The organism is Streptomyces sp. NPDC012637, assembly GCF_042954805.1.
Classification (GTDB): domain Bacteria; phylum Actinomycetota; class Actinomycetes; order Streptomycetales; family Streptomycetaceae; genus Streptomyces.
Window position 1 is genome coordinate 24,553 of the sequence record NZ_JBIBDS010000010.1, and the last position, 21,818, is coordinate 46,370.

Genomic DNA, 21,818 nt, shown 5'->3' on the forward strand with positions numbered 1-21,818 from the left:
CTGCGGCGCCGACCCGCCCGGTGGTGGGATGAACGCATGACTTCGACCCGTCGGGAGCACGCTCGCGACCAGGCCGTCCGCGCCGCCGTCGAGCAAGGCCTCCTCTCCGCCGCCGAACCCGTCGTCGCCCTCCTCGACACCACCGGCATCCGCGCCTCCGCGGCCGCCCTGACCAGCGCTTTCGCCGCCGTCACCGACGCACCCGTGCTGCACGCCTTCGCCGTCAAGGCCTGCCCGCTCGTACCCGTGCTCCGCCTCCTGCACGAGGCGGGCCTCGGCGTCGAGGTCGCGAGCCCCGGCGAACTGGCCCTGGCCCGCGCGGCCGGCGTGCCCCCCACCCGCACCGTCCTCGACTCCCCCGCCAAGACGCCCGCCGAGCTGCGCCAGGCCCTCGCGCTCGGCATCGCGGTCAACGCCGACAACCTCCAGGAACTGGCGAGGCTCGACGCCCTCGTCGCCTCCGCGCCCACCGCCTCGCCGCTCGGCGTCCGGGTCAACCCGCAGGTCGGCGCCGGCACCATCGGCGCCCTGTCGACCGCGACCGCCACCTCCAAGTTCGGCGTGGCACTGCGCGACGCGGACGCCCGGGAGGCGGTCGTCCGGGCGTACCTGGACCGTCCCTGGCTCACCCGGCTGCACACCCACACCGGTTCCCAGGGCATCCCGCTCGCCCTGATGGCCCAAGGCGTACGCGAGGCGTACGAGCTCGCCGAGGAGATCAACACCAAGGCCGGCCGGCAGCAGATCGACACCCTCGACATCGGCGGCGGGCTGCCGGTCAACTTCGCCTCCGACGAGGAGACCCCGACCTACGCCGAGTACGCGGCACTGCTCGCGTCGACCGTCCCCGGGCTGCTCGACGGGCGGTACGCGCTGGTCACCGAGTTCGGCCGCTCGCTGCTCGCCAAGCACGGGACCGTCCTGGCCCGCGTCGAGTACACCAAGACCTCGGGCGGCCGCCCCATCGCCGTCACCCACGCCGGCGTCCAGATCGCCACCCGCACCGTCTACGCCCCCGAGTCCTGGCCGCTGCGGATCCTCGCCTACGACTCCGAGGGCCGGCCCCGCACCGGCGAGCCCCTCGTCCAGGACGTGGCGGGCCCCGCCTGCTTCGCCGGCGACCTGCTCTGCACCGGCCGGGCCCTGCCGCCGCTGCGCCCGGGCGACGTCGTGGCCGTCCCGGACACCGGCGCGTACTACTTCGCCCACCACTACGCGTACAACAGCCTGCCCCGGCCCGCCGTGCACGGATTCACCCCGACGGACGCGGGCGGCATCGCCTTCGCGACCGTCCGCCGGGCCCAGACACTCGACGAGATCGTGGCCGAATCGGGCGGCGAACGCCCGGACGCGCTCGTACGGCAGCCGCTGCGGGAGTCCGCCGCCGGTGCTCCCATGGAGCCATGACAGCAACCACGACCGTGGTCGTCGAACGCCGGGTCGCCGCGTCTCCCGGCCGGGTCTGGGAATCGATCACCGACCTGCGGAACATGCCGCGGGTGCTCTCCGGCGTGGAGAAGGTCGAGGTGCTCACCGAGGGCGGCTTCGCGGTGGGCACCCGCTGGCGCGAGACCCGCCGGATGATGGGCAAGTCGGCCACGGAGGAGATGACCGTGACCGTCTGCGAGCCCACCGAGCGGTACGTCACCGTCGCCGACTCCCACGGCATGCACTACGTCTCCGAGATCACCCTCGCCCCCGAGGGCCCCGCGGCCTCCGCCACCGCGACCACCCTCCGCATGACCTTCAGCGCCCGCCCCGCCCACGACCGCGCCCCCGGCCTGTTCACCCGGCTGATCAGCCGCCTGGGCTCCCGGGCGGTGGCGAAGGCCCTCGGCAAGGACCTGGACGAGATCGCGCGAGCGATCGAGAGCAGTGGCTGAGCGGGCCGGAGCGACGACTGAGCGGTCCTGACAAATTCCTCTGGAAAATGCCAGAACTCCCGCCGACGGCCACGACGTTGAGTAGCGTCACCGTTACTGCCGTACGTCCGCACGCCGCATCGGGAGGGGATCACGCGTGCCCGGAATCGACGAGTGTCTGCTGGAGGCCATGAGCCTGCCGGGGGCACGCGGGGCCTGGCTGGTCGACTGGACCAGCGGTCTGGCCCTCGGGTCGGCGGGCGAGTCCCCGGTCGGCGACCACGAGACTACCGCCGCCGAGGGCGCCGAACTCGCCCGGGCCGCGGCCGAGTTCGAGTCCCCGGCCGGCGACGGCGCTCTGCCGGACCCCGCCGCCCAGCCTGTCGAGGACCTGATCGTCACCACCCGCGCCGGCTACCACGTGATCCGCTTCGTGGAGACCGCCTTCGACAGCAGCGTCTGTCTCCACCTCTGGCTCGACCGGAGCACCGGCAACCTCGCCCTCGCCCGCATCCGGCTCGGCGACCTCGCCCAGCGGCTGGTGCTCGGATGACCGCCACCGCCACGGCCGCCACCGTCTCCCCGATGCTCACCCGCCTCGCCGCCGAGAAGGCCACCGGCGCGCTGCTCCGCGACCACGGCACGCTCTACCTCGTCGACGGCCGGGTCGTGCACGCCGAGAGCCCCGACTCCCCCGGTGTCGACGTCCTGCTCACCGCCGCCGGGCGGCTGCCCCGCGAGGGCTGGGACGAGGCCGTGGACCGGGCCGGGGCGCGCGGCGCGGTCGGCCGCTTCCTGGTCGACAGCGGCCGGCTGCACGACGGGGAGCTCGAGATATGCCACCTCGGCGCCGTCTTCGACGCGGCCTTCTTCGCCCTCGCGCCCGCCAGCGGCCCGACCCGCTTCCGGTACGGGGTGGGGCACTGGTTCGGCACGGTACGGCCGGTCGACACCGGAGCCGTCGAGCGCGAGACGCTGCGCCGCCGCGAACTCCTCGACAGCGTGTGGCCCTACCCGGCCGTCGACCGCGCGCCCGTCGTGCCCCGGCCTGCCGCCCCCGGGCAGCCGGTGGGCGCCCGCCAGCGGGCGCTGCTGAGGTCGGCCGACGGGGTCCGTACGCCGGCGGACCTGGCCCGGCTGCTCGGCCGGCCCGCGTTCCACACCCTGCTCGACGTCCGGCGGCTCGCCGCGGCCGGTCTGGTCGACACCCCGCACGAGGCGCCGCCGCCCCCGCCGCCCCCCGTCCCCGCGTGGATGGGCGAGGCGGTCTCCACCCCCGACCCCGACATCGCCCTGCTTCGCCGGCTCCGCGACGCCCTGGAGGCAGCCCTGTGATGAGGCGTGCCCTGCGCCTGCGCGCCGAGAGGAGACAAATGATGACCGCTGAAGCCGAGGTGCTCGTCGAACTGAGACGGCTGCGGGCCCGGCTGCCGCAGCTCACCGGAGCCCTGACGGCCAGCGCCGACGGCCTGGTCCTGGCCCAGGACGCGGTGGACGGCGGGGCGGAGAGCGTGGCCGCGCTGACGGCGGCCGCGCTCGGCGTCGGGCAGCGGCTCGCCGACACCACCGGGCAGGGCGGCTTCCGCGAGCTCCTGGTCCGCGGCGAGCACGGCTACGTGGCGACGTACGCGGCGGGCGGCTCGGCCGTCCTGACCCTGCTCGCCGAACCCAGGATCAACGTCGGCCGGCTCCATCTGGAAGCCCGCCGGTCCAGTGCGCGGATAGGCCAACTCGTCGACGGCGCCCTGGAACGCAGAGACCCGAACTGACCGAAATTCCCCTCTCACGAAGGAAACAGCATGGCGAACACCGAGACCTCCCTCAAGGAATCCCTCCAGATCGAAGGCGCGATCGGCGCCGCCCTCGTCGACTACGCGAGCGGCATGGCCCTCGGCACGATCGGCGGCGGCAAGGACCTCGACCTGAACGTGGCGGCGGCCGGCAACACCGACGTGGTCCGTGCCAAACTCCGCGCGATGGAGATGCTGGGTCTCAAGGAGGAGATCGAGGACATCCTGATCACCCTGGGCACCCAGTACCACCTGATCCGCCTGCTCAAGACCCGGGGCTCGGGCGGCCTCTTCCTCTACCTGGCCCTCGACAAGAACCGCGCCAACCTGGCGATGGCCCGTCACCAGCTCAAGAAGATCGAGGCGGAACTCGAGGTCTAGGAACACGTGGACGCCCCGGGGCAGGGCAGCCGCAGGGCCTGCCCCCAGGGCGTGTCTTTCGGATCAGGCGGAGACGCCTGCGAGATCCGAAAGGAGCGGCCTAGTCCACGAACAGGCCCCGGGCGGCGGCCTTCCCGTCGAACTCCTCGAGGCGGGCCTGGGCGTCCGGCAGTTCGTCCGCCATCGCCTCCAGGAGCACCCGGCCGAGCAGCATCGGCGCGCATGCCGTGTCGAAGGCGAGGCCGGTGCCGACGGCGGCCGGGATGAGGAGGTCGCTGTGGGCGGCGACGGGTGCGAACGCGGACTCGGCGACCGTCACCACCGTGAGGCCCGCCGAGCGGGCGTACGCGAGCGCGTCGACGACCTCGCGCGGGTGCCGGGGCAGCGCGAAGCACAGCAGTGCCGAGGCACCGGCCCGTGCGGCCGCGTCGATGCGGTCGTCGAGCATCGAGCCGCCCTCGTCGAGCAGCCGGACGTCGGGGTGGACCTTGCCCGCGAAGTAGGCGAAGCCCCGGGCCTGTGACGAGGCGGCCCGCAGCCCCAGCACGGGCAGCGGGCGCGAGGCGGCGAGCAGCCGTCCCGCACGTTCGACGGGCGCGGGGTCGGCGAGCAGTTCGGCGAGGTGCTTCAGGTTCTCGATCTCGCCGAGCACGGCCTGCTGGTACTCGTTGTACGCGGCGTGCTCCTCGGCGACCGCGGGCACACTCTCCCGCAGGTGCCTGCGGAGTGCCGGGTAGCCGTCGAAGCCGAGGGCCACGGCGAAGCGGGTGACGGACGGCTGGCTCACTCCGGCGAGCTCTGCCAGCTCGACGCTGGACAGGAACGGCACGTCGGCGGCGCGGCGCACCATGCAGTGCGCGATCCGCCGCTGGGTCGGCGTGAGCCGGTGCCCTTCGAAGAGCGCCTGCAGCCGTCCGGCCGGGCTGTCGCTCATCCCGTCCCCCTCCTCCGCCTATTCATCCACCTGGAACTCTGCATGAACATATGCAGACAGGCAAGCAGAGGAGCGTGGCTTGCGAGAAGACGGGCGGGCGGCGGAGGAGAGCGGGGCGATCCGGTCCCCTACTTCAGGGTGGCGGTGCCGACGAGGATGCGGTGGTCCGAGCAGCGTCCGTCCGGCGAGGCCGTCGTGCGGTCGCAGGCGGTGGAGATCGCCAGCGAGTCCCCGCTGTAGCTGTCGGGGGCGGCGAGCGCGCTCTCCGAGACGAAGATCATGTCGATCTTCCGCGGCGTGCCGCACGGGGAGGGACTGACGGTCGGGTCGTCGGCCGTCCACTCGCCGTACCCGGGGCAGTTGGCGGGGTCGTTGTCGTCGACCTCCCGGAAGAGGCCCGAGTTGTTCCCGTTGACCGTCGTCTTCAGGGTCGCGGAGTAGAACGTGTCGAGCGACCGGTAGTGCGGCTGGACGTTGAGGTCCCCCGCGAGCACGACCCTCTGGCCGGCCTTGACCCAGGTGTCCAGCTTCCCCTGGACGGCGGCGAGCTGCGCGAGCTTGTCGGCGTCGGACGCCACCGTGATGTGCGTCGTGCAGAAGCGCGTCCCGGGATCGGCCTGCAGCGGCGCGCAGAGCATGTTCCGCTTCTCGGCGGTGCCGTCGTCGGGGAGCTGGATCCGGTCGGCCGTGCCGAGCGGGCGCTTGCTGAAGATCGCGTTGCCGAACTCCTCGCCGCCGCAGACGCCGCTGTTCGCCTGCCGGCTGGGCTCGAAGCGGCCGAAGTTGGCGGAGTCGGCGGGCCAGCCCGCGGCCCGCAGCTGGGCGACGAGCGCGCGCCACTGGTTCCCGCACAGCTCGTTGAACGCGGCGAAGTCCGCGTTCCGCCCCACGATCGAGGCGACGGCCCCCTCCACCATGCCGGTGCCGGCGGACCCGCCGTTGATCTTCTGGCCGGCCACGTTCCACTGCCACACGGTGTACGTGGTCGTGGCCGTGGCCGCCGCCGTCCCGGCCGGGCCCGTGTCGGCCTGGACCGTCCCGGCGGGCAGCAGCGCGGCGCACAGCGCGCCGACCGCGGCGAGCCGCGTCCGAGCGGCCCGCCCTCTGCCGACGATTCCCTTCATCCGTCCCTCCCCTGCAGCATCCGGCCCTATCCCCGCGAGGGCCGGGGGCCGCCCGGGGCGGCACGAACGATCGTCGGTACTGTCCCCGACGAGCCGGTGCCGGCACACGAGAACCGCCCGGAGGTCGAGGACAGGCATGACGCTACGTACCCCGCGCCAGGACGCCCCAGGGCCCGACACGCCACTCAGGGGACTTCCCGCGCCAACCGCACCGTCGGCGTCCGCGCCCCCGTCATCCGCACCGTCCGCGGCCACGCCGCCCGCGCACCCGGGAACGACCCCTTCCGCGTTCACCCGGCTCAACGCCGGCACCGCCGCGCTCCTGGGCATCCGGCCTGACGCGTACGCCGGTCTGCCCGGCCTGGCCCCGCCCTACCTCGACGACGACCGGTACCGGACCCCTTCCGCCACGAACGTACGGCTGTGGGAGCTGATGGTCGCCCACGCGCCGTGGCCGGAGGTGGCCGAGCTGATGGCGGGCCGGTCGCACCTCGGCCGCCTGGGCGTGTGGGACTACCTGCTCACCTCGGCGCCCACGCCCCTCGAAGGGCTGCGGGACGCCGTCCACCACGTGGCGGCGGTGGCCGACGCCGGGACCGAGGCCGTCACGATCAGCGACGACGGGCGGCACATCACCCTCAGCCATCTCAACACCGCCGAGCTGACCTACGAGGCCGCTTCAGCGATCCGGTCCTACGCCCTCGGACTGCTGTGCCGGCGGATCGGCGAGGCGGCGGGCCGGCCGGTCGTGCCCACCCGCGTCACCCTGGCCGCCAAGGCCCCGCGCCGGCACGCCGCACTGACCGGTCTGTACGGCACCCGGGCCGTCGAGTTCGAGAGCGCCGCCGACTCGGTCACCTTCCGCGCGGCCGACCTGCGCTGCCCGGCACCGCACGCCCAGCCGGGCTTGTCGGACCTCCTGCGCCGGCACTCCGAGCAGGCGCTCGCCACGGCGATCCCGCTCCACACCTGGCTCGACCTGTTCCGGGCGACGCTGAGGACCGCCCTGGAGCAGGGCGAGGAGATCCCCACCCTGGCCTCGGCGACCCGGCGCCTCGCCGTCAGCAGCCGCACCCTGCAGCGCCGCCTGGAGGAGCACGGCACCAGCTGGCGGGCCGAGCTGGACGCCGCGCGCCGCGCGCACGTCGTCCATCTGCTGACGGCCACGGACCAGACCCTGGACGCGATCGCCGCCCGCAACGGCTACGCCGACGCCCGCGCGCTGCGCCGCGCCGTGCACCGCTGGACCGGCCGGACCCCGTCCGCCCTGCGCAAGGGTGCGGCGGGCTGACCGGAGGCCGGACCGGGGAGTCGGAGAGGCGAGGAGAAGCCCGGGAGCCGGGGAAGAGCCCAGGACCGGGAAGAAGCCCGGGAGTTCGGGCAGGAGCCCAGGAGCCAGGAAAGGAACCCAGGAGGTCGGGGCAGGAGCCCGGGAGCCCCGGAAAGGGAGCCCCGGAGCCCGGGAGCCCGGGGAAGAGGATTGCGCGGGGACCGCCGCACCCCCGTTTCCGGGGGGCGGGACGACGGCGGTCCCCGCGAGGGACACGGGCCCGGGTCAGGGCCGGTCCGCGTCCGCGGCGTGCGAGGAGTTCCGGGAGCCGCTCCGGAGGTCCGTGACGCCGACGAGGACTACTGTGCCGGTGCCTTGTTAAGCGGGTGCTGCGGGTACGTGTCGCGCTCGTACCGATTGCGCGAACGCGCACCCGCCGCGGCTCCAGCGGAGGCCGGCCGGCCGTCAGTGCTGCTTCGGACCGCCGCTCGCGGCCAGGAAGGCCAGCAGGTCCTGGCGGCTGACCACGTCGGTGGGCTTGCCCTCGACGAGCACGATCGCCGCGTCCGCGTCGCCGAGCACCGCCATCAGGTCCGCGACCGGCTCGCCCGAGCCGACCTGCGGCAGCGGCGAGGACATGTGGTCCTCCAGCGGGTCCTCCAGGGAGGCCTTCTGGGTGAACAGCGCGCTCAGCAGCTCGCGCTCGACGACCGAGCCGATGACCTCGGCGGCCATCACGTCGGGGTGGCCGGCGCCGGGCTTCACGATCGGCATCTGGGAGACGCCGTACTCGCGCAGCACCTCGATGGCCTGGCCGACGGTCTCGTCCGGGTGCATGTGGACGAGCGAGGGCATGCCGCCCGACTTGTGGCGGAGCACGTCGGCGACGGTCGCGGAGGTGGTGTCCTCCAGGAAGCCGTAGTCGGCCATCCACTCGTCGTTGAAGATCTTGGAGAGGTAGCCGCGGCCGGAGTCCGGCAGCAGGACCACCACGACGTCGTCCGGGCCGAGCTCCCTGGCGACCTCGAGCGCGGCGACGACCGCCATGCCGCAGGAGCCGCCGACGAGCAGGCCCTCCTCCTTGGCGAGGCGGCGGGTCATCTGGAAGGAGTCCTTGTCGGACACCGCGACGATGCGGTCGGCGACGTTGCGGTCGTAGGCGGTGGGCCAGAAGTCCTCGCCGACGCCCTCGACCAGGTACGGACGGCCGGAGCCGCCGGAGTAGACCGAGCCCTCCGGGTCCGCGCCGATGACCTGGACCTTGCCCTGGGAGGCGTCCTTCAGGTAGTTGCCGGTGCCGGAGATGGTGCCGCCGGTGCCGACGCCCGCGACGAAGTGGGTGATCTTCCCCTCCGTCTGCTCCCACAGCTCGGGACCGGTGGTCTCGTAGTGCGAGCGCGGGTTGTTCGGGTTGGAGTACTGGTCGGGCTTCCAGGCGCCCGGCGTCTCACGGACGAGGCGGTCCGACACGTTGTAGTACGAGTCCGGGTGCTCCGGGTCGACGGCCGTCGGGCAGACGACGACCTCGGCACCGTAGGCGCGCAGGACGTTGATCTTGTCCGTGGACACCTTGTCAGGGCACACGAAGATGCACTTGTAGCCCTTCTGCTGGGCCACGATCGCCAGGCCGACGCCGGTGTTGCCGGACGTGGGCTCGACGATGGTGCCGCCGGGCTTGAGCGCGCCGCTCTCCTCGGCCGCCTCGATCATGCGCAGGGCGATGCGGTCCTTGACCGATCCGCCGGGGTTGAAGTACTCGACCTTGGCCAGCACGGTCGCCTGAATGCCGGCCGTGACGCTGTTGAGCTTCACCAGCGGGGTGTTGCCGACGAGGCTGATCATCGAGTCGTGGAATTGCACCGTAGTCTCCGGGGTCTCCGTAATGGTGCTGCCAGCGTATTCCGTGGGATGCGTAGTCGGAGCCGGTTACGGGGCAGTGAGTAACCGAGACGGCTCGAAGGAGGTGGCGGCCCGATGTCCAGGGCGAGGGTGGCGCGGCGGATCGCGGCGGGCGCGGCGTACGGCGGCGGGAGCATCGGACTCCTCGGCGTGGCGGCCGTGGGGGTGCTCCTGGCGGAGGTCGCACTGGCGAAGAAGTCGGTGGGGGGCGGCGTGGCACCGCTGCCGCCGGGCGCGGAGGGGCGCTACGGGCGGTCCTACGGCTCCGGACAGCCCGCCACCGGACAGCTCGCCACTGGGCAGCACGGCTCCGAGCCGCCGCTCCGGCTGGCCCTTCTGGGTGATTCCACGGCCGCCGGCCAAGGCGTGCGCCGGGCCGGTCAGACGCCGGGCGCGCTGATCGCCTCCGGCCTCGCGGCGGTGGCCGAGCGGCCCGTGGACCTGCGGAACGTCGCGCTGTCCGGCGCGCGCTCGGACGACCTCGAGCGGCAGGTCTCGCTGCTGCTCGCCTCGCCGAACGGGCCGCCCGACGTGTGCGTGATCATGATCGGCGCGAACGACGTCACCCACCGGATGCCCGCGACCCAGTCGGTGCGCTGTCTCGCGGCGGCGGTGCGGCGGCTGCGGACGGCGGGCGCCGAGGTGGTGGTCGGCACCTGCCCGGATCTGGGCACGATCGAGCCCGTCTACCAGCCGCTGCGCTGGCTGGCACGGCGGGCCTCGCGGCAGCTCGCGGCGGCGCAGACGATCGTGGTGATCGAGCAGGGCGGCCGGACGGTGTCGCTGGGCGACCTGCTGGGGCCGGAGTTCGCGGCGAACCCGCGCGAGATGTTCGGCGTGGACAACTTCCACCCCTCGGCGGAGGGCTACGCGACGGCCGCGATGGCGGTCCTGCCGACCGTCTGCGCGGCGCTCGGGATGTGGCCGGAGGCCGACCGGATCGACGTGGCGCGGCACGAGAACATGCTGCCGGTGGCGAAGGCGGCGGCCGAGGCGGCGAAGGAGGCCGGCACGGAGGTCACGGGGGCGCGGGCGCCGTGGGCGCTGCTGAAGCACCGGCGGCGTCGGCGGCTGCCGGTGCCGGACGCCGTGGGCGCCGTGGAGGGCGATGCGGCTGCTGCGGAGGGAGCGCCGCGGTTCTCCCGGGAGCCCTGAGCTCCGGCCGGCGTTCGACCCGGCCTGGGGCGGCCTGGCCCGGACTGGGCGGGCCCGTGGGCCTGGCGGGCCCGGGCCCTGGGCCGTGCCGCCCGCGGGCCCTGTGCCTGCGGGCCCGTGCCCGCGGCCCCGGACCGTGGGCCTGCGGGGGCCGGAGCCTCCGCCGGGGTGGTGGCCCTTCCCGCCGTCGTCGGCCTCGGGTCCGTTCCGGGACACTGGGAGCGGGCCCCGGAAGCGTTTACTGAGCGAGCGCTTAGAAAAGAGGTCCGCATCACATCGTCGGGGCGGTGACCCGCGCGGTACGTACGGGTAACTTCCCTTTCTGTCCGCCCACCCAGCACCTCCTGGAGCCGTGATGCCCGAAGCAGTCATCGTCTCGACCGCCCGCTCGCCGATCGGCCGTGCCTTCAAGGGCTCCCTGAAGGACCTGCGTCCCGACGACCTGACCGCCACGATCATCCAGGCCGCCCTCGCCAAGGTGCCCGAGCTGGACCCGCGCGACATCGACGACCTGATGCTCGGCTGTGGTCTGCCCGGCGGTGAGCAGGGCAACAACCTGGGCCGGATCGTGGCCGTGCAGATGGGGATGGACCACCTGCCGGGCTGCACCATCACGCGCTACTGCTCCTCGTCGCTGCAGACCTCGCGCATGGCGCTGCACGCCATCAAGGCCGGCGAGGGCGACGTCTTCATCTCGGCCGGTGTCGAGATGGTCTCCCGGTTCGTGAAGGGCAACTCCGACTCGCTGCCGGACACGCACAACCCGTTCTTCGCCGAGGCCGAGGAGCGCACCAAGGCCGTCGCCGAGTCCGAGGGCTCCACCTGGCACGACCCGCGCGAGGACGGCCTGGTCCCCGACGCGTACATCGCCATGGGCCAGACCGCCGAGAACCTGGCGCGCTGGAAGGGCGTCACGCGCCAGGACATGGACGAGTTCGGCGTGCGCTCGCAGAACCTCGCCGAGCAGGCCATCAAGAACGGGTTCTGGGAGCGGGAGATCACCCCGGTCACGCTGCCGGACGGCACGGTCGTCTCCCAGGACGACGGCCCGCGTGCGGGCGTGACCCTGGAGGGCGTCTCCGGCCTCAAGCCGGTCTTCCGTCCCGACGGGCTCGTCACGGCCGGCAACTGCTGCCCGCTGAACGACGGCGCCGCCGCGCTCGTCATCATGTCCGACACCAAGGCGCGCGAGCTGGGCCTGACCCCGCTGGCCCGGATCGTCTCCACCGGCGTCTCCGGCCTGTCGCCGGAGATCATGGGCCTCGGTCCGGTCGAGGCGTCGAAGCAGGCGCTGCAGCGTGCCGGTCTCACCACGGGCGACATCGACCTGGTCGAGATCAACGAGGCCTTCGCCGCGCAGGTCATCCCGTCCTACCGGGACCTGGGCTTCGACCTGGACAAGGTCAACGTCAACGGTGGCGCCATCGCCGTCGGCCACCCGTTCGGCATGACCGGCGCCCGCATCACCGGCACGCTCATCAACAGCCTCCAGTTCCACGACAAGCAGTTCGGCCTGGAGACCATGTGCGTCGGCGGCGGCCAGGGCATGGCCATGGTCATCGAGCGGCTGAGCTGAGCCGCAGCGGAGGGTAGGGGTCGCCCGAGGGACGAGGGCGGCACCTGCCCGCAGCGGAGGCGAGGCTCAGCGCGACCAGGAAAGAGGCGCGGCTGAGCTGAGCTGGGGCGCGGCTGCCCTAAGCCCATCCGGGCCTCTCCTAACCACGCCGCGTCCAAGCCGTGACCGAATCTCCCCCAGGATGTGACATACATCCCGGGGGAGTGTTCTTTTCCCAGGTCACAGGGGTATCGGGACTAAACACCTGGCACAAATACCTGTCCATTTCGTGACGTAATGCACTGACAGGCGGCGCCACCCCACGACACTCTGATGTAGGAAGTCGGGGGATCGACTCGGAATCGGGAGTACGTCAGTGAGCGCACTGTCTCTTGCCCTGCTGGTGACCACCGCCGCTGCCACGGCTGTGGGCGCCGCCGCCCTGCACTCGGCCCACGCCCTCCGTAAGCAGATCACCGCGCTGCGTGGCGAACTCGCCGCGACACAGGGCGTGTCCGTCCCCGCGGCCCGGCAGACGCCCGCCGCCGAGATACGGGCCGCGGTCGCCGAGGCGCTGGCCGAGGAGCGCGAGCGCGAGCTCGCCGAGGCGCGGGCCTTCTGGGCCGCGCAGGAGGCGCGTGACGCCGCCGACGCCCCGTCGCTGCTCGGCGGCACGGTCGGCCCGGCCGAGGAGGGCCCGTACTTCGTCCCGCGCCAGGCCGACTTCGTGGGCCTCGAGGCGATGGCCCTGGAGGCCATGGAGGCGGAGGCCGCCGCGCTCGACGGCCGCGAGACCGCCGCGCAGGACCCGCTGGAGGTGTTCGACACCTTCGACGCCCTCGAGGAGTTCCCGGAGCTCACCGGCGCCGGCGAGTACACCGAGGACTCCCCCGAGCTGGCCGCGGCACGCCGCCGCCACCCCTCGCACCCCGACTTCGTGCCGGTCCGTACGCCCGTGGTCACCGACCACGAGCGCACGGTGGCCCGTCTCGAGGAGCTCGCCGACACCGGCACCGCGCTGACCGACGTCCGCCCCGGCCCGCTGGGCACGCTGGACGTGTACGTCTTCGCCGACGGCACCACGCTCTGTATGACCCCGGGCCACCGCGAGACGGCCGAGCGCCTCGCCGAGGCGCTCCGCTGCGGCCACTCCCCGGTCCTGCTCGGCGGCTCCGGCGTGTCCGGTGCCTACGCGCTGACCTTCTCGTGCGGCGACGCGGCCGAGGACAACGTGTACATCCTCGCCGACCGCGTGATCGCCAGCCTGTAGGACCCGCAGGGGCCCGCGAAGGCCCCCAGGGCCTCACAGGGGCCCGCCGGCGGCCTCTACAGGCCCGCCCGGGCCTCCGCCTCCCGTACCAGCCTCACGGCCTCGTCCAGGTCGCCCTCCGGGGCGTCCGCCGGGGCCGTTCGCATGCTTTCGGCCAGATCCACGGCGGCGACCGCGAGTTGGTCGGCGACCGCGAAGACGCCGGCGTCCGGCATGGTCCGCGGCTCCCGGCCGGGGGTCTCGAGGCGCTGCGCCCGGGTGGCCAACTCCCTGGCCAGGGCCAGGCCTTCGGCTGCCGCGCCGCGCTGGAGGCGGCTCTGCGGGGCGGCCCGCAGCCGGTCGGCGAAGCGCTCGGCGGCGGCGGTCAGTTCGGTCGTATCACGCACTCCGCGACCCTACGCGCCGTCCGGGGACCATTGCCAACGGGCGAACGCTCGGGCACGGTGACGTGAAGGAGCACAGGCACAACGCGTCCGGAGGCGCCGATGTCCCACGCATTCTCCGAAGAGACCCACCGCAATCTGCTCGCCCGTATCCCCCGATGCACCGGTCGTGAGATCTCCGACTGGCTGCGGGCCGTCGAGGAGGGCCCCTCCCTCATCCGCTTCGAAGAGAAGGTCAGCTGGCTGCGCGGCGAGCACGGTCTCGCCTACGGCCACGCCAAGGCGATCATCCACGAGTACGACCTGCGGAGGGCCGCCCGCCGCATGATCTGACGGCGTTCTCCGGGTCACTTCCCGACGTGACGGCCGAGGAAGTCGCGGACCAGTTCCGCGATCTCCTCGCCGTGCGTCTCCAGGGCGAAGTGCCCGGCGTCGAGGAGATGGATCTCCGCGTCCGGCAGGTCGCGGGCGAAGGCCTCGGCGCCGGCCGGGCCGAAGATCTCGTCGCCCCGGCCCCAGGCGGCCAGCAGCGGCGGCCGGTGGGTGCGGAAGTACTCCTGGAAGGCCGGGTAGCCGTCCAGGTTGAACTGGTAGTCCCAGAAGAGCTGGAGCTGGATCTCCTGGTTGCCCGGCCGGTCGAGGCCCGCCTGGTCCAGGGACCAGGTCTCCGGGCCGATCCGGTCGAGCCGGTCGGCCGGGACGCCGTGGGTGTACTGCCAGCGGGTGGCCTCGGGGGTGAGCAGCGCGCGTACGCCCTCCTCGTTGGCCTTCCGGTCCTCGGCGTGGGCGAAGAGCACGTCCCAGAAGGGCGTGAAGCCCTCCAGGTAGGCGTTGCCGCTCTGGGTGACGATCGCGGTGACCCGCTCGGGGTGCCGGGAGGCGATGCGCAGGCCGATAGGCGCGCCGTAGTCCTGGATGTAGAGCGCGAAGCGGTCGACGCCGAGCCGGTCGAGCAGTCCGAGGGTGATCTCGGTGAGCTTCTCGAAGCTGTAGTCGAAGGCGTCCACGGCGGGCGCGGCGGAGGCGCCGAAGCCGATGTGGTCGGGCGCGACCAGGTGGTACGTGTCGGCCAGCTCGGCCATCAGCCCCCGGTACATGTGCGAGCTGCTCGGGAAGCCGTGCAGCAGCACCAGGGTGGGCCGGGACGGGTCTCCGGCCTCGCGGTAGAAGACCTCCAGGCCGTCGACGGTCGTGGTGCGGGAGCGCAGGGCGAAGCTGGACATGGGACCTCCCCATCCGATGGAGAACGATCGTTCTCCCGATGCCTTGTAGAGTAGGAGAACGATGGTTCTCATGCAAGCCCGCTACCCGGGGAGTGATCGGTATGGACGCGGAGACCGCGGAGCTGAAGCTCCTGGAGACGGCCGAGGCCCTCTTCGACGAGAAGGGCGTCCAGGCCGTCGGCATGGACGCCATCCGCGGCGCGTCGGGCGTCTCCCTGAAGCGCCTCTACCAGCTCTTCCCGTCCAAGGACCACCTGGTCTGGGCGGTGCTCAAGCGCCGTGACGCCGCCGTGCGCGAGGCCATCGCCGCCCACGGGGCCACCCACGCCACATCGCCGTACCAGCGGGCCCTCGCGGTCTTCGACTACCTCGGCGACTGGTTCGCCGACCCCGGCTTCCGGGGCTGCGCCTTCATCAACACCTTCGGCGAGATGGGCGGCATCTCCCCCGACATCGCCGACATCGCGCGCGGCCACAAGCAGGCCCTGCGGGACTACTTCGCCGAGCAGACCACCGCCCTGAACGCCCCGCCCGCCCTCGCCGACCAGCTGGCCCTGCTCGCCAACGGCGCCATGGCCGTCGCCGGCATCAACGGCACCTCCGAGCCCGCGGCCCAGGCCAAGGACGCCGCCCGGGTGCTCCTGGACGCCCACGTGGACTGAGCACGCGGAAGGGCCCGCCCGGCTGCTGCCGGACGGGCCCTTCCCGTGTCACGTGGTGTCACGCGGTGCGTCAGTCGTCGCCCTGGAGGATCGACAGCAGGCGCAGGAACTCCATGTAGATCCACACCAGGGTCATGGTGAGGCCGAAGGCCGCCAGCCAGGACTCCTCGCGCGGAGCGCCGTACGTGATGCCGTCCTCGACCTGCTTGAAGTCGAGGGCCAGGAAGCACGCGCCCAGGATGATGCCGATGACACCGAACATGATGCCGAGGCCGCCGCTGCGGAAGCCCAGGCCGTCACCGCCGCCGAAGACGGCGAACAGCATGTTGACCGCCATCAGCAGCACGAAGCCGATCGCGGCCGCCATCACGAAGCCGTAGAAGCGGCGGGTGACGCGGATCCAGCGCATCTTGTACGCGATCAGCACGCCGGCGAAGACCGCCATGGTGCCGAGCACGGCCTGCGCGACGACGCCGTCGGCGATGTACGTCGAGACGGCCGCCGAGATCACGCCGAGGAAGACGCCCTCGAAGGCCGCGTACGCCAGGATCAGCGCCGGCGACGCCTTGCGCTTGAAGGACTGGACGAGCGACAGGACCAGGGCCACCAGGCCCGCGCCGACGCCGATGGCGTAGGACTTGCCCAGGTTCGCCGGGTCGACCGGCAGCAGCAGCCAGGACAGGACGGCGGTGACCACGACCGTGCCGAGCGTGATCGCCGTACGGCTGACCACGTCGTCGATCGTCATCACGTTGCCGCGGACCTGCTGCGGCGCGCCGAGCTGGGTGTCCTGCGGCGCGTAGGGGTTGGTCGCGTACGGGTTGGCCTCACCCTGCGCGTAGGGGTTGCCGGTCGCGTACGGGTTGGTTCCGACGGCGGGGCCCCCGGCCTGCGGCTGCTGCGCGTTGAAGCCGGCGTAGCCGTTGTCGCGGCTGAACCCCCGTCGCGAGAAGACCGGGTTGCTGCTCCTCATCTCACTCCTCCATGGCCGCACTGCGCGGCCTTGCGTCAAGAGTAATGCGAGGGCAAAAGAAACCCCCTCGTGCTGGGGGAGGATCTTTATACGATCGTGTCGAGAGGGCGTCGAGGAGTGCCCGGAACCGGATTCGAACCGGTACGGCCTGAAGGCCAGCGAGGTTTAAGCTCGCCGTGTCTGCATTCCACCATCCGGGCGGGGCGCGAACCTCCGCGTTGGCACAGGAGCCTATCGGGGCGCGTCGCCCGTTCAGCGGAACGCCGGCCCGATGTTGTCTTATTTTATTGACACCTGAGGGTGTGTCAGTGCAGGTGAGGGGCACCGGAGCAAAGCGCGACCGGGCTCGCGGCCGCAAAGACGTCAGGGCCGGATTGACGAAAACTCGCCGCAGGTTCGTACCGACTTCGTCACCTTCGCCCCGCGCGGCCGCGCGGACCCGGCGCGCGGGGGCGGGAGGCTCCGGACCGCGGCCCCGCCTCAGGGTCGGCCGTCATACCTCAGGAGGACAGCGGGCCCGGGCGTCCGACTCCAGGCTGCCCCGGGAACGGGTACGTGGACGGACGACCCGCGCCGGAACGAACGACACGATGGAGTGGTTCCCGATCAGCCGCAGTGACAGGAGTCGCCGTCGTGACCACCACCCCCACCGTGCACCGCGCCACCGCGGTGGCCGCCCACGCCACCGACCTGACGAAGGTCTACGGACAGGGTGAGACCCAGGTGGTCGCACTCGACCGGGTCACCGTGGGCTTCGGCCGCGGCGAGTTCACCGCGATCATGGGCCCCTCCGGCTCCGGCAAGTCGACCCTCATGCACTGTGTGGCCGGACTCGACTCCTTCTCCTCCGGCTCCGTCCGGATCGGCGACACCGAGCTCGGCACCCTGAAGGACAAGCAGCTCACCCAGCTGCGCCGGGACAAGATCGGCTTCATCTTCCAGGCGTTCAACCTGCTGCCGACGCTCACCGCGCTCGAGAACATCACGCTGCCGATGGACATCGCGGGCCGCAAGCCCGACAAGCAGTGGGTGCAGCAGGTCATCGACATGATCGGCCTGTCCGGACGGCTCAGCCACCGCCCCGCCCAGCTCTCCGGCGGCCAGCAGCAGCGCGTGGCCGTGGCCCGCGCGCTGGCCTCCAAGCCGGAGATCATCTTCGGTGACGAGCCGACCGGAAACCTCGACTCCCGCTCCGGCGCCGAGGTCCTCGGCTTCCTGCGCAACTCGGTGCGCGAGCTCGGCCAGACCGTGGTGATGGTGACCCACGACCCGGTCGCCGCCTCCTACGCGGACCGCGTGATCTTCCTGGCCGACGGCCGGATCGTCGACGAGATGCTCCACCCGACGGCGGACGGTGTGCTCGACCGCATGAAGGCCTTCGACGCGAAGGGCCGCACGAGCTGAGGCGGCGGGGCCCGCCCGGCACGACCCGCCGGCCGGCCCCGAGCCTGCCTCCCCTCCTCCACGGGGCTCCGCCCCGGCCCCGTCGGCCCGCGCCGACCCGCCCTCTTCCTCCAGGACTCCACAGCCATGTTCCGTACCGCCCTGCGCAATGTGCTCGCGCACAAGGCCAGGCTGCTGATGACCGTCCTCGCCGTGATGCTCGGCGTGGCCTTCGTGTCCGGCACCCTCGTCTTCACCGACACCCTGTCCCAGGCCTTCCGCAACCAGTCGGCCAAGAGCTACGACGACATCGCCGTCGCCGTCAGCGCGGCGCCGAACCAGAACGACCCGAACGCCACGCCCGGCCTGTCCGAGCAGACGCGGCAGAAGATCGCCGCCCTCGACGGCGTCGCCGACGCCACCGGCCGTGTCAACGGCTTCGCCGGCGTGCCGGACAAGGGCGGCAAGCTGATCGGCGCCGGCTGGTCCAACAAGGGCACCAACTTCGCGCCCGGCAAGAACGGCAAGGACTCCGCGTACGCCTTCGTCTCCGGCACGGGTCCCGTGAAGGACGACGAGATCGCGCTCGACAAGGAGACCGCCGACAAGGGCGGCTACCACGTCGGCGACCGGGTCCGCGTGGCCACCAACGGCCCCGTGGAGACCTACACCCTCGCGGGTGTCTTCACCACCGAGGACGGCGCCGTGAACGCCGGCGGCAGCCTCGTGCTGTTCGACACCGACGTCGCCCAGAAGCTGTTCCTCCGGCCCGGTCACTTCATGGACATCAACGTCAGCGCCGAGCCGGGCGCCGACGCGGACAAGATCCTCGCGGCCGTGAAGCCGGTCGTCGGCGACAAGGCCGACGCGCAGACCGGTCAGGAGCTGGCCGACCAGCAGGCCAAGGACATCGAGGCGGGCCTCGGCGCGCTCAACCAGATGCTGCTCGGCTTCGCCGGCATCGCGCTCTTCGTCGGCATCTTCCTGATCTCCAACACCTTCACCATGCTGGTCGCGCAGCGCACCAAGGAGCTCGCGCTGATGCGCGCCGTGGGCGCCTCGCGCAAGCAGATCACCCGCTCCGTGCTCGCGGAGGCCGGTCTGGTCGGTCTGGTCGCCTCCGTGATCGGCTTCGGGCTCGGCATCGGTCTCGCCGCGGGCCTGCGCAGCGGCATGAACGCCTTCGGCCTGAAGGTCCCGGCCGGTGAGCTGGTCATCGGCGCCACCCCGCTGGTCTCGGCGCTCGCCGTCGGTGTCCTCGTCACCATGCTGGCCGCGTTCCTGCCGGGCCGCCGGGCCGCGAAGATCCCGCCGGTCGCCGCGATGAGCAGCGTCCACGCGGTCGCCACCACGAAGTCCCTGGTGGTCCGCAACACCATCGGCGCGATCGTCACCGCCCTCGGCACGGGCGCCATCGCCGTCGGCGCCTCCCAGGGCGGCGACGAGGGCCGGATGATGATCGCCGGAGGCGCGTTCCTCGCCCTCATCGGTGTGATCGTGCTGATCCCGCTGCTGTCCCGCCCGGTGATCGCGCTGGCCCGCCCCGTCCTCAAGGCCTTCGGTGTGGCCGGCACCCTGGCCGGCCAGAACGCGGTCCGCAACCCGCGCCGCACCGGTGCCACCGCCTCCGCGCTGGCCATCGGCCTCACCCTGGTCACCGGTCTCTCGGTCCTCGGCGCCACCGTCGGCTCGGCCGTGGACCGGATGACGACCGACCAGATCAAGGCCGACTACATGATCACCATGGCGAGCGGCGAGGGGCTCAGCCAGGCCGCGCTGGACGCCGTGCGCAAGGCCCCGGGCGCCGTCGCGGTCTCCCCGCAGCAGGCCGGCTGGGTGCAGGTGAAGGGCGACTTCAAGTCCGTCTCCGGTGTCACGCCGGGCGACGTCGAGAAGGTGCTCAACCTCCACGTCGTGAACGGCTCGCTCGGCACGCTCGCCGAGGGCCAGGTCGCTGTCGACGACAAGACGGCCGAGAAGCGGGGCTGGAAGGTCGGCTCGACGCTTCCGGTCGAGTACGCCGACAAGAAGAAGGGCGAGCTGAAGGTCGGCGCGGTCTACGAGGCCAGCGAGTTCGTCTCGCCGATGGTCCTGGACGCGAAGATCCTCAGCGCGCACGACCCCAAGCCGTACATCCGCGAGATCTACGTGAAGATGGACGGCGGCGCGTCGGCCGCGGCCGAGAAGGCCGTGACGAAGTCGCTCGGCGACAACCCGGCCGTGACGGTCATGGACCAGAAGGACATGCGCGACCAGTTCGGCGGCGTCATCAACATGATGCTGAACATCATGTACGGCCTGCTGGCGATGGCCCTGATCATCGCGGTGCTCGGTGTCGTCAACACCCTCGCGATGTCGGTCTTCGAGCGGCAGCAGGAGATCGGCATGCTGCGGGCGATCGGTCTCGACCGGCGCCGGGTGAAGCGGATGGTCCGTCTGGAGGCCGTGGTCATCTCGCTGTTCGGCGCGGTGGTCGGCATCGCCCTCGGCTCCTTCCTGGGCTGGGCGATCGGCGAGACGCTGAAGCACAGCCTGCCGGACTACGCGTTGGTCCTGCCGTGGGGCCGGATCGGGATCTTCCTGCTCCTCGCCGGACTGGTCGGCGTCCTGGCCGCCCTGTGGCCGGCGCGCAGCGCGGCGAAGCTGAACATGCTGGCCGCGATCAAGGCCGAGTAGGTCTCCGTACGACACGGAGGGCCGGGTTCCCGTGGGAACCCGGCCCTTCGGCGTAGCCCGGTGTCAGCTGCCCGCGCAGTACGTCATCAGGTACTGGTGGTTGGCCTTGTACAGGCCGTAGAGCGCCGCGTCGTCGATCTTCAGGAGTGTCTCGTCGTTGGCCCGCAGCGCCGGGTAGGTGTAGTTGTGGCTGCCGGTCCACACCAGCTTCCGGCCGGCCACGCCGTCGTACGTGCCCTCGACCAGCAGGTACTTGGAGTGCAGGCCCGCCTTGGCGACGCCGGTGCCCCGGTCCTCGTAGCACTGGACGCGCTGGGTGAGCTTGCCGGAGATCACCGACTCGACGCCCGCGCTCATCGAGCCGGGAGCGCCGTCGTGGGCGAGGACCACCGAGCAGCCGGCGTTCTTCAGGGCGACGAGCTTGCTCGCGACCTCGTCGCGGGTGAAGAGGTTGGCGGCCATGCGGATCTGCGTGGCGCCGCCGGCGCAGCTGACGTTGTCGAGGATCAGCTTGACGGTGTCGGTGCTCGCGTCGGAGTCGTACGAGCTGCCGGAGGCCTCCTGGCGCGGGAAGAAGTACGCCTTGTAGGGGCCGGTGCCGCTGGTCGGGGTCTTGTAGTAGTGGTTCAGGCCGCCCGTCGAGGAGCCGTGGTGCAGCAGGTCGGCGAAGTAGGCCTGGTAGATGCCGTAGAGGCCGCTGTCGACGATGGTGACGGCGTTGTTGAAGAGGTCGGTGCGCTGGACGCCGGTCATGTTGGCGGAGGTCTGGACGACGACGTCGTCCGCGCCGCCGGTGCTGGAGAACAGCCAGAACTTGTTGTGGTTGATGGCGCCGTCGGTGTCGCCGGGCAGCTGCCGGGAGCCGATGCAGCCGCGGCCGGCCGGGCAGGCGAAGACCCAGGAGCCCTGGGTGCGGTCGGTGCCGAGGCGGGTCACCAGCCGGTCGTACTCGCCGCCGGCCATGGTGGCGGAGGTGTGGTCGACGATCACCCGGACGTTCACGCCGCGGGTCTTCGCGGCGCCGAGGGCGTCGGTGACGCTGTCGTCGGTGAAGGTGTAGAGCCCGGCGGTGATGGTGGAGCCCGCCGGGGCCCGGCCGACGAGGTCGACGATGTGGTCGCGGACCCGGTTCTGGGCGGTGGCGTCGCCCGACGGGTCGTTGAAGGTGGCGGTGGTGGTGACCGGGGCGTCGGCGGCGCCCGCCGGTGACGGGACGGCGAGCAGGCCGACGGCGGCGGCCAGCGCGAGCAGGAGGCGGGTGGGACGGCGCAAGAGTTC

General features: G+C 72.2%; 21 protein-coding genes and 1 tRNA gene. 14 read left to right on the plus strand and 8 right to left on the minus strand.

What is annotated here, in order from left to right; genetic code table 11:
* The first annotated feature begins 36 nt into the window (after positions 1-36).
* From ACFY8W_RS33110 to ACFY8W_RS33135, 6 genes are all read left to right on the plus strand, one after another.
* Positions 37-1,407, plus strand: coding sequence for a diaminopimelate decarboxylase (locus tag ACFY8W_RS33110; RefSeq protein ID WP_391113453.1), 1,371 nt, complete (start codon positions 37-39; stop codon positions 1,405-1,407).
* Entirely contained in the window at positions 1,404-1,883 is a 480-nt protein-coding gene (locus tag ACFY8W_RS33115) for an SRPBCC family protein (protein ID WP_391113456.1), read from the plus strand. The genes ACFY8W_RS33110 and ACFY8W_RS33115 overlap by 4 nt, the downstream gene beginning before the upstream one ends.
* A gap of 136 nt (positions 1,884-2,019) precedes the next feature.
* Positions 2,020-2,415, plus strand: coding sequence for a hypothetical protein (locus tag ACFY8W_RS33120; RefSeq protein ID WP_391113458.1), 396 nt, complete (start codon positions 2,020-2,022; stop codon positions 2,413-2,415).
* Positions 2,412-3,197, plus strand: coding sequence for a transcriptional regulator (locus ACFY8W_RS33125; protein ID WP_391113461.1), 786 nt, complete (start codon positions 2,412-2,414; stop codon positions 3,195-3,197). Before ACFY8W_RS33120 ends, ACFY8W_RS33125 begins: the two co-directional genes overlap by 4 nt.
* 41 nt (positions 3,198-3,238) lie before the next feature.
* Positions 3,239-3,631, plus strand: coding sequence for a roadblock/LC7 domain-containing protein (locus ACFY8W_RS33130; protein ID WP_391113463.1), 393 nt, complete (start codon positions 3,239-3,241; stop codon positions 3,629-3,631).
* A 30-nt stretch (positions 3,632-3,661) separates the two neighbouring features.
* On the plus strand, positions 3,662-4,033 hold the full coding sequence (locus ACFY8W_RS33135) for a hypothetical protein (RefSeq protein ID WP_391113466.1): 372 nt from the start codon (positions 3,662-3,664) through the stop codon (positions 4,031-4,033).
* Between the two features lie 100 nt (positions 4,034-4,133).
* Here ACFY8W_RS33135 and ACFY8W_RS33140 read toward each other — a convergent pair whose 3' ends face one another.
* Together ACFY8W_RS33140 and ACFY8W_RS33145 are read right to left on the minus strand one after the other, a co-directional pair.
* Positions 4,134-4,967 carry a MurR/RpiR family transcriptional regulator gene (locus ACFY8W_RS33140; RefSeq protein ID WP_391113469.1) on the minus strand — a complete coding sequence of 278 codons (834 nt, stop codon included), beginning with the start codon at positions 4,965-4,967 and terminating at the stop codon, positions 4,134-4,136.
* Between the two features lie 128 nt (positions 4,968-5,095).
* A complete protein-coding gene (locus ACFY8W_RS33145) occupies positions 5,096-6,091 on the minus strand; it encodes an endonuclease/exonuclease/phosphatase family protein (RefSeq protein ID WP_391113472.1) in 996 nt (331 codons plus the stop codon).
* 136 nt (positions 6,092-6,227) lie between these two features.
* Here ACFY8W_RS33145 and ACFY8W_RS33150 point away from each other — a divergent pair, with 136 nt between their 5' ends.
* Complete coding sequence (locus ACFY8W_RS33150; protein WP_391113475.1) at positions 6,228-7,382, plus strand: AraC family transcriptional regulator ligand-binding domain-containing protein; 1,155 nt, start codon at positions 6,228-6,230, stop codon at positions 7,380-7,382.
* Positions 7,383-7,826: 444 nt separating this feature from the next.
* On the opposite strand, the gene ACFY8W_RS33155 is transcribed toward ACFY8W_RS33150, so the two are convergent.
* Positions 7,827-9,221 carry a cystathionine beta-synthase gene (locus tag ACFY8W_RS33155; RefSeq protein ID WP_391113478.1) on the minus strand — a complete coding sequence of 465 codons (1,395 nt, stop codon included), beginning with the start codon at positions 9,219-9,221 and terminating at the stop codon, positions 7,827-7,829.
* Positions 9,222-9,335: 114 nt separating this feature from the next.
* Between ACFY8W_RS33155 and ACFY8W_RS33160 the strand changes: the two genes are divergently transcribed.
* The 3 genes from ACFY8W_RS33160 to ACFY8W_RS33170 all read left to right on the plus strand — a co-directional run bounded on the left by ACFY8W_RS33160 (position 9,336) and on the right by ACFY8W_RS33170 (position 13,240).
* Complete coding sequence (locus ACFY8W_RS33160; RefSeq protein ID WP_391113481.1) at positions 9,336-10,415, plus strand: GDSL-type esterase/lipase family protein; 1,080 nt, start codon at positions 9,336-9,338, stop codon at positions 10,413-10,415.
* A 355-nt stretch (positions 10,416-10,770) separates the two neighbouring features.
* On the plus strand, positions 10,771-11,991 hold the full coding sequence (locus ACFY8W_RS33165; protein ID WP_391113484.1) for an acetyl-CoA C-acetyltransferase: 1,221 nt from the start codon (positions 10,771-10,773) through the stop codon (positions 11,989-11,991).
* Between the two features lie 355 nt (positions 11,992-12,346).
* A complete protein-coding gene (locus ACFY8W_RS33170) occupies positions 12,347-13,240 on the plus strand; it encodes a hypothetical protein (RefSeq protein WP_391113487.1) in 894 nt (297 codons plus the stop codon).
* 56 nt (positions 13,241-13,296) lie between these two features.
* Here ACFY8W_RS33170 and ACFY8W_RS33175 read toward each other — a convergent pair whose 3' ends face one another.
* Entirely contained in the window at positions 13,297-13,626 is a 330-nt protein-coding gene (locus tag ACFY8W_RS33175) for a hypothetical protein (protein WP_391113490.1), read from the minus strand.
* A 99-nt stretch (positions 13,627-13,725) separates the two neighbouring features.
* On the opposite strand from ACFY8W_RS33175, the gene ACFY8W_RS33180 reads away from it, so the two are divergent.
* A complete protein-coding gene (locus ACFY8W_RS33180) occupies positions 13,726-13,956 on the plus strand; it encodes a DUF4287 domain-containing protein (protein WP_391113492.1) in 231 nt (76 codons plus the stop codon).
* A 14-nt stretch (positions 13,957-13,970) separates the two neighbouring features.
* On the opposite strand, the gene ACFY8W_RS33185 is transcribed toward ACFY8W_RS33180, so the two are convergent.
* Entirely contained in the window at positions 13,971-14,846 is an 876-nt protein-coding gene (locus ACFY8W_RS33185; RefSeq protein WP_391113494.1) for an alpha/beta fold hydrolase, read from the minus strand.
* 101 nt (positions 14,847-14,947) lie between these two features.
* Here ACFY8W_RS33185 and ACFY8W_RS33190 point away from each other — a divergent pair, with 101 nt between their 5' ends.
* A complete protein-coding gene (locus ACFY8W_RS33190) occupies positions 14,948-15,508 on the plus strand; it encodes a TetR family transcriptional regulator (RefSeq protein ID WP_391113497.1) in 561 nt (186 codons plus the stop codon).
* A gap of 70 nt (positions 15,509-15,578) precedes the next feature.
* On the opposite strand, the gene ACFY8W_RS33195 is transcribed toward ACFY8W_RS33190, so the two are convergent.
* Positions 15,579-16,481: a Bax inhibitor-1/YccA family protein gene (locus tag ACFY8W_RS33195; RefSeq protein WP_391113499.1), complete on the minus strand. Its 903-nt coding sequence runs from the start codon at positions 16,479-16,481 to the stop codon at positions 15,579-15,581.
* Between the two features lie 118 nt (positions 16,482-16,599).
* A tRNA-Leu gene (locus ACFY8W_RS33200) sits at positions 16,600-16,681 on the minus strand.
* 433 nt (positions 16,682-17,114) lie between these two features.
* Here ACFY8W_RS33200 and ACFY8W_RS33205 point away from each other — a divergent pair.
* Together ACFY8W_RS33205 and ACFY8W_RS33210 are read left to right on the plus strand one after the other, a co-directional pair.
* Positions 17,115-17,885 (plus strand): ABC transporter ATP-binding protein, encoded by a 771-nt coding sequence (locus tag ACFY8W_RS33205; protein WP_384421302.1) that lies wholly within the window; start codon positions 17,115-17,117, stop codon positions 17,883-17,885.
* 126 nt (positions 17,886-18,011) lie between these two features.
* Entirely contained in the window at positions 18,012-20,540 is a 2,529-nt protein-coding gene (locus ACFY8W_RS33210) for an FtsX-like permease family protein (protein ID WP_391113503.1), read from the plus strand.
* Positions 20,541-20,603: 63 nt separating this feature from the next.
* Here the strand turns inward: ACFY8W_RS33210 and ACFY8W_RS33215 are convergent, their stop codons facing one another.
* Entirely contained in the window at positions 20,604-21,812 is a 1,209-nt protein-coding gene (locus ACFY8W_RS33215) for a phospholipase D-like domain-containing protein (protein WP_391113506.1), read from the minus strand.
* Between the last annotated feature and the right edge of the window lie 6 nt (positions 21,813-21,818).

Coding starts and splice junctions, on each gene's coding strand:
- ACFY8W_RS33110 (WP_391113453.1), top strand. CDS start 37: ATGACTTCGACCCGTCGGGAGCACGCTCGCGACCAGGCCGTCCGCGCC.
- ACFY8W_RS33115 (WP_391113456.1), top strand. CDS start 1,404: ATGACAGCAACCACGACCGTGGTCGTCGAACGCCGGGTCGCCGCGTCT.
- ACFY8W_RS33125 (WP_391113461.1), top strand. CDS start 2,412: ATGACCGCCACCGCCACGGCCGCCACCGTCTCCCCGATGCTCACCCGC.
- ACFY8W_RS33130 (WP_391113463.1), top strand. CDS start 3,239: ATGACCGCTGAAGCCGAGGTGCTCGTCGAACTGAGACGGCTGCGGGCC.
- ACFY8W_RS33135 (WP_391113466.1), top strand. CDS start 3,662: ATGGCGAACACCGAGACCTCCCTCAAGGAATCCCTCCAGATCGAAGGC.
- ACFY8W_RS33140 (WP_391113469.1), bottom strand. CDS start 4,967: ATGAGCGACAGCCCGGCCGGACGGCTGCAGGCGCTCTTCGAAGGGCAC.
- ACFY8W_RS33145 (WP_391113472.1), bottom strand. CDS start 6,091: ATGAAGGGAATCGTCGGCAGAGGGCGGGCCGCTCGGACGCGGCTCGCC.
- ACFY8W_RS33150 (WP_391113475.1), top strand. CDS start 6,228: ATGACGCTACGTACCCCGCGCCAGGACGCCCCAGGGCCCGACACGCCA.
- ACFY8W_RS33160 (WP_391113481.1), top strand. CDS start 9,336: ATGTCCAGGGCGAGGGTGGCGCGGCGGATCGCGGCGGGCGCGGCGTAC.
- ACFY8W_RS33165 (WP_391113484.1), top strand. CDS start 10,771: ATGCCCGAAGCAGTCATCGTCTCGACCGCCCGCTCGCCGATCGGCCGT.
- ACFY8W_RS33180 (WP_391113492.1), top strand. CDS start 13,726: ATGTCCCACGCATTCTCCGAAGAGACCCACCGCAATCTGCTCGCCCGT.
- ACFY8W_RS33185 (WP_391113494.1), bottom strand. CDS start 14,846: ATGTCCAGCTTCGCCCTGCGCTCCCGCACCACGACCGTCGACGGCCTG.
- ACFY8W_RS33190 (WP_391113497.1), top strand. CDS start 14,948: ATGGACGCGGAGACCGCGGAGCTGAAGCTCCTGGAGACGGCCGAGGCC.
- ACFY8W_RS33195 (WP_391113499.1), bottom strand. CDS start 16,481: ATGAGGAGCAGCAACCCGGTCTTCTCGCGACGGGGGTTCAGCCGCGAC.
- ACFY8W_RS33210 (WP_391113503.1), top strand. CDS start 18,012: ATGTTCCGTACCGCCCTGCGCAATGTGCTCGCGCACAAGGCCAGGCTG.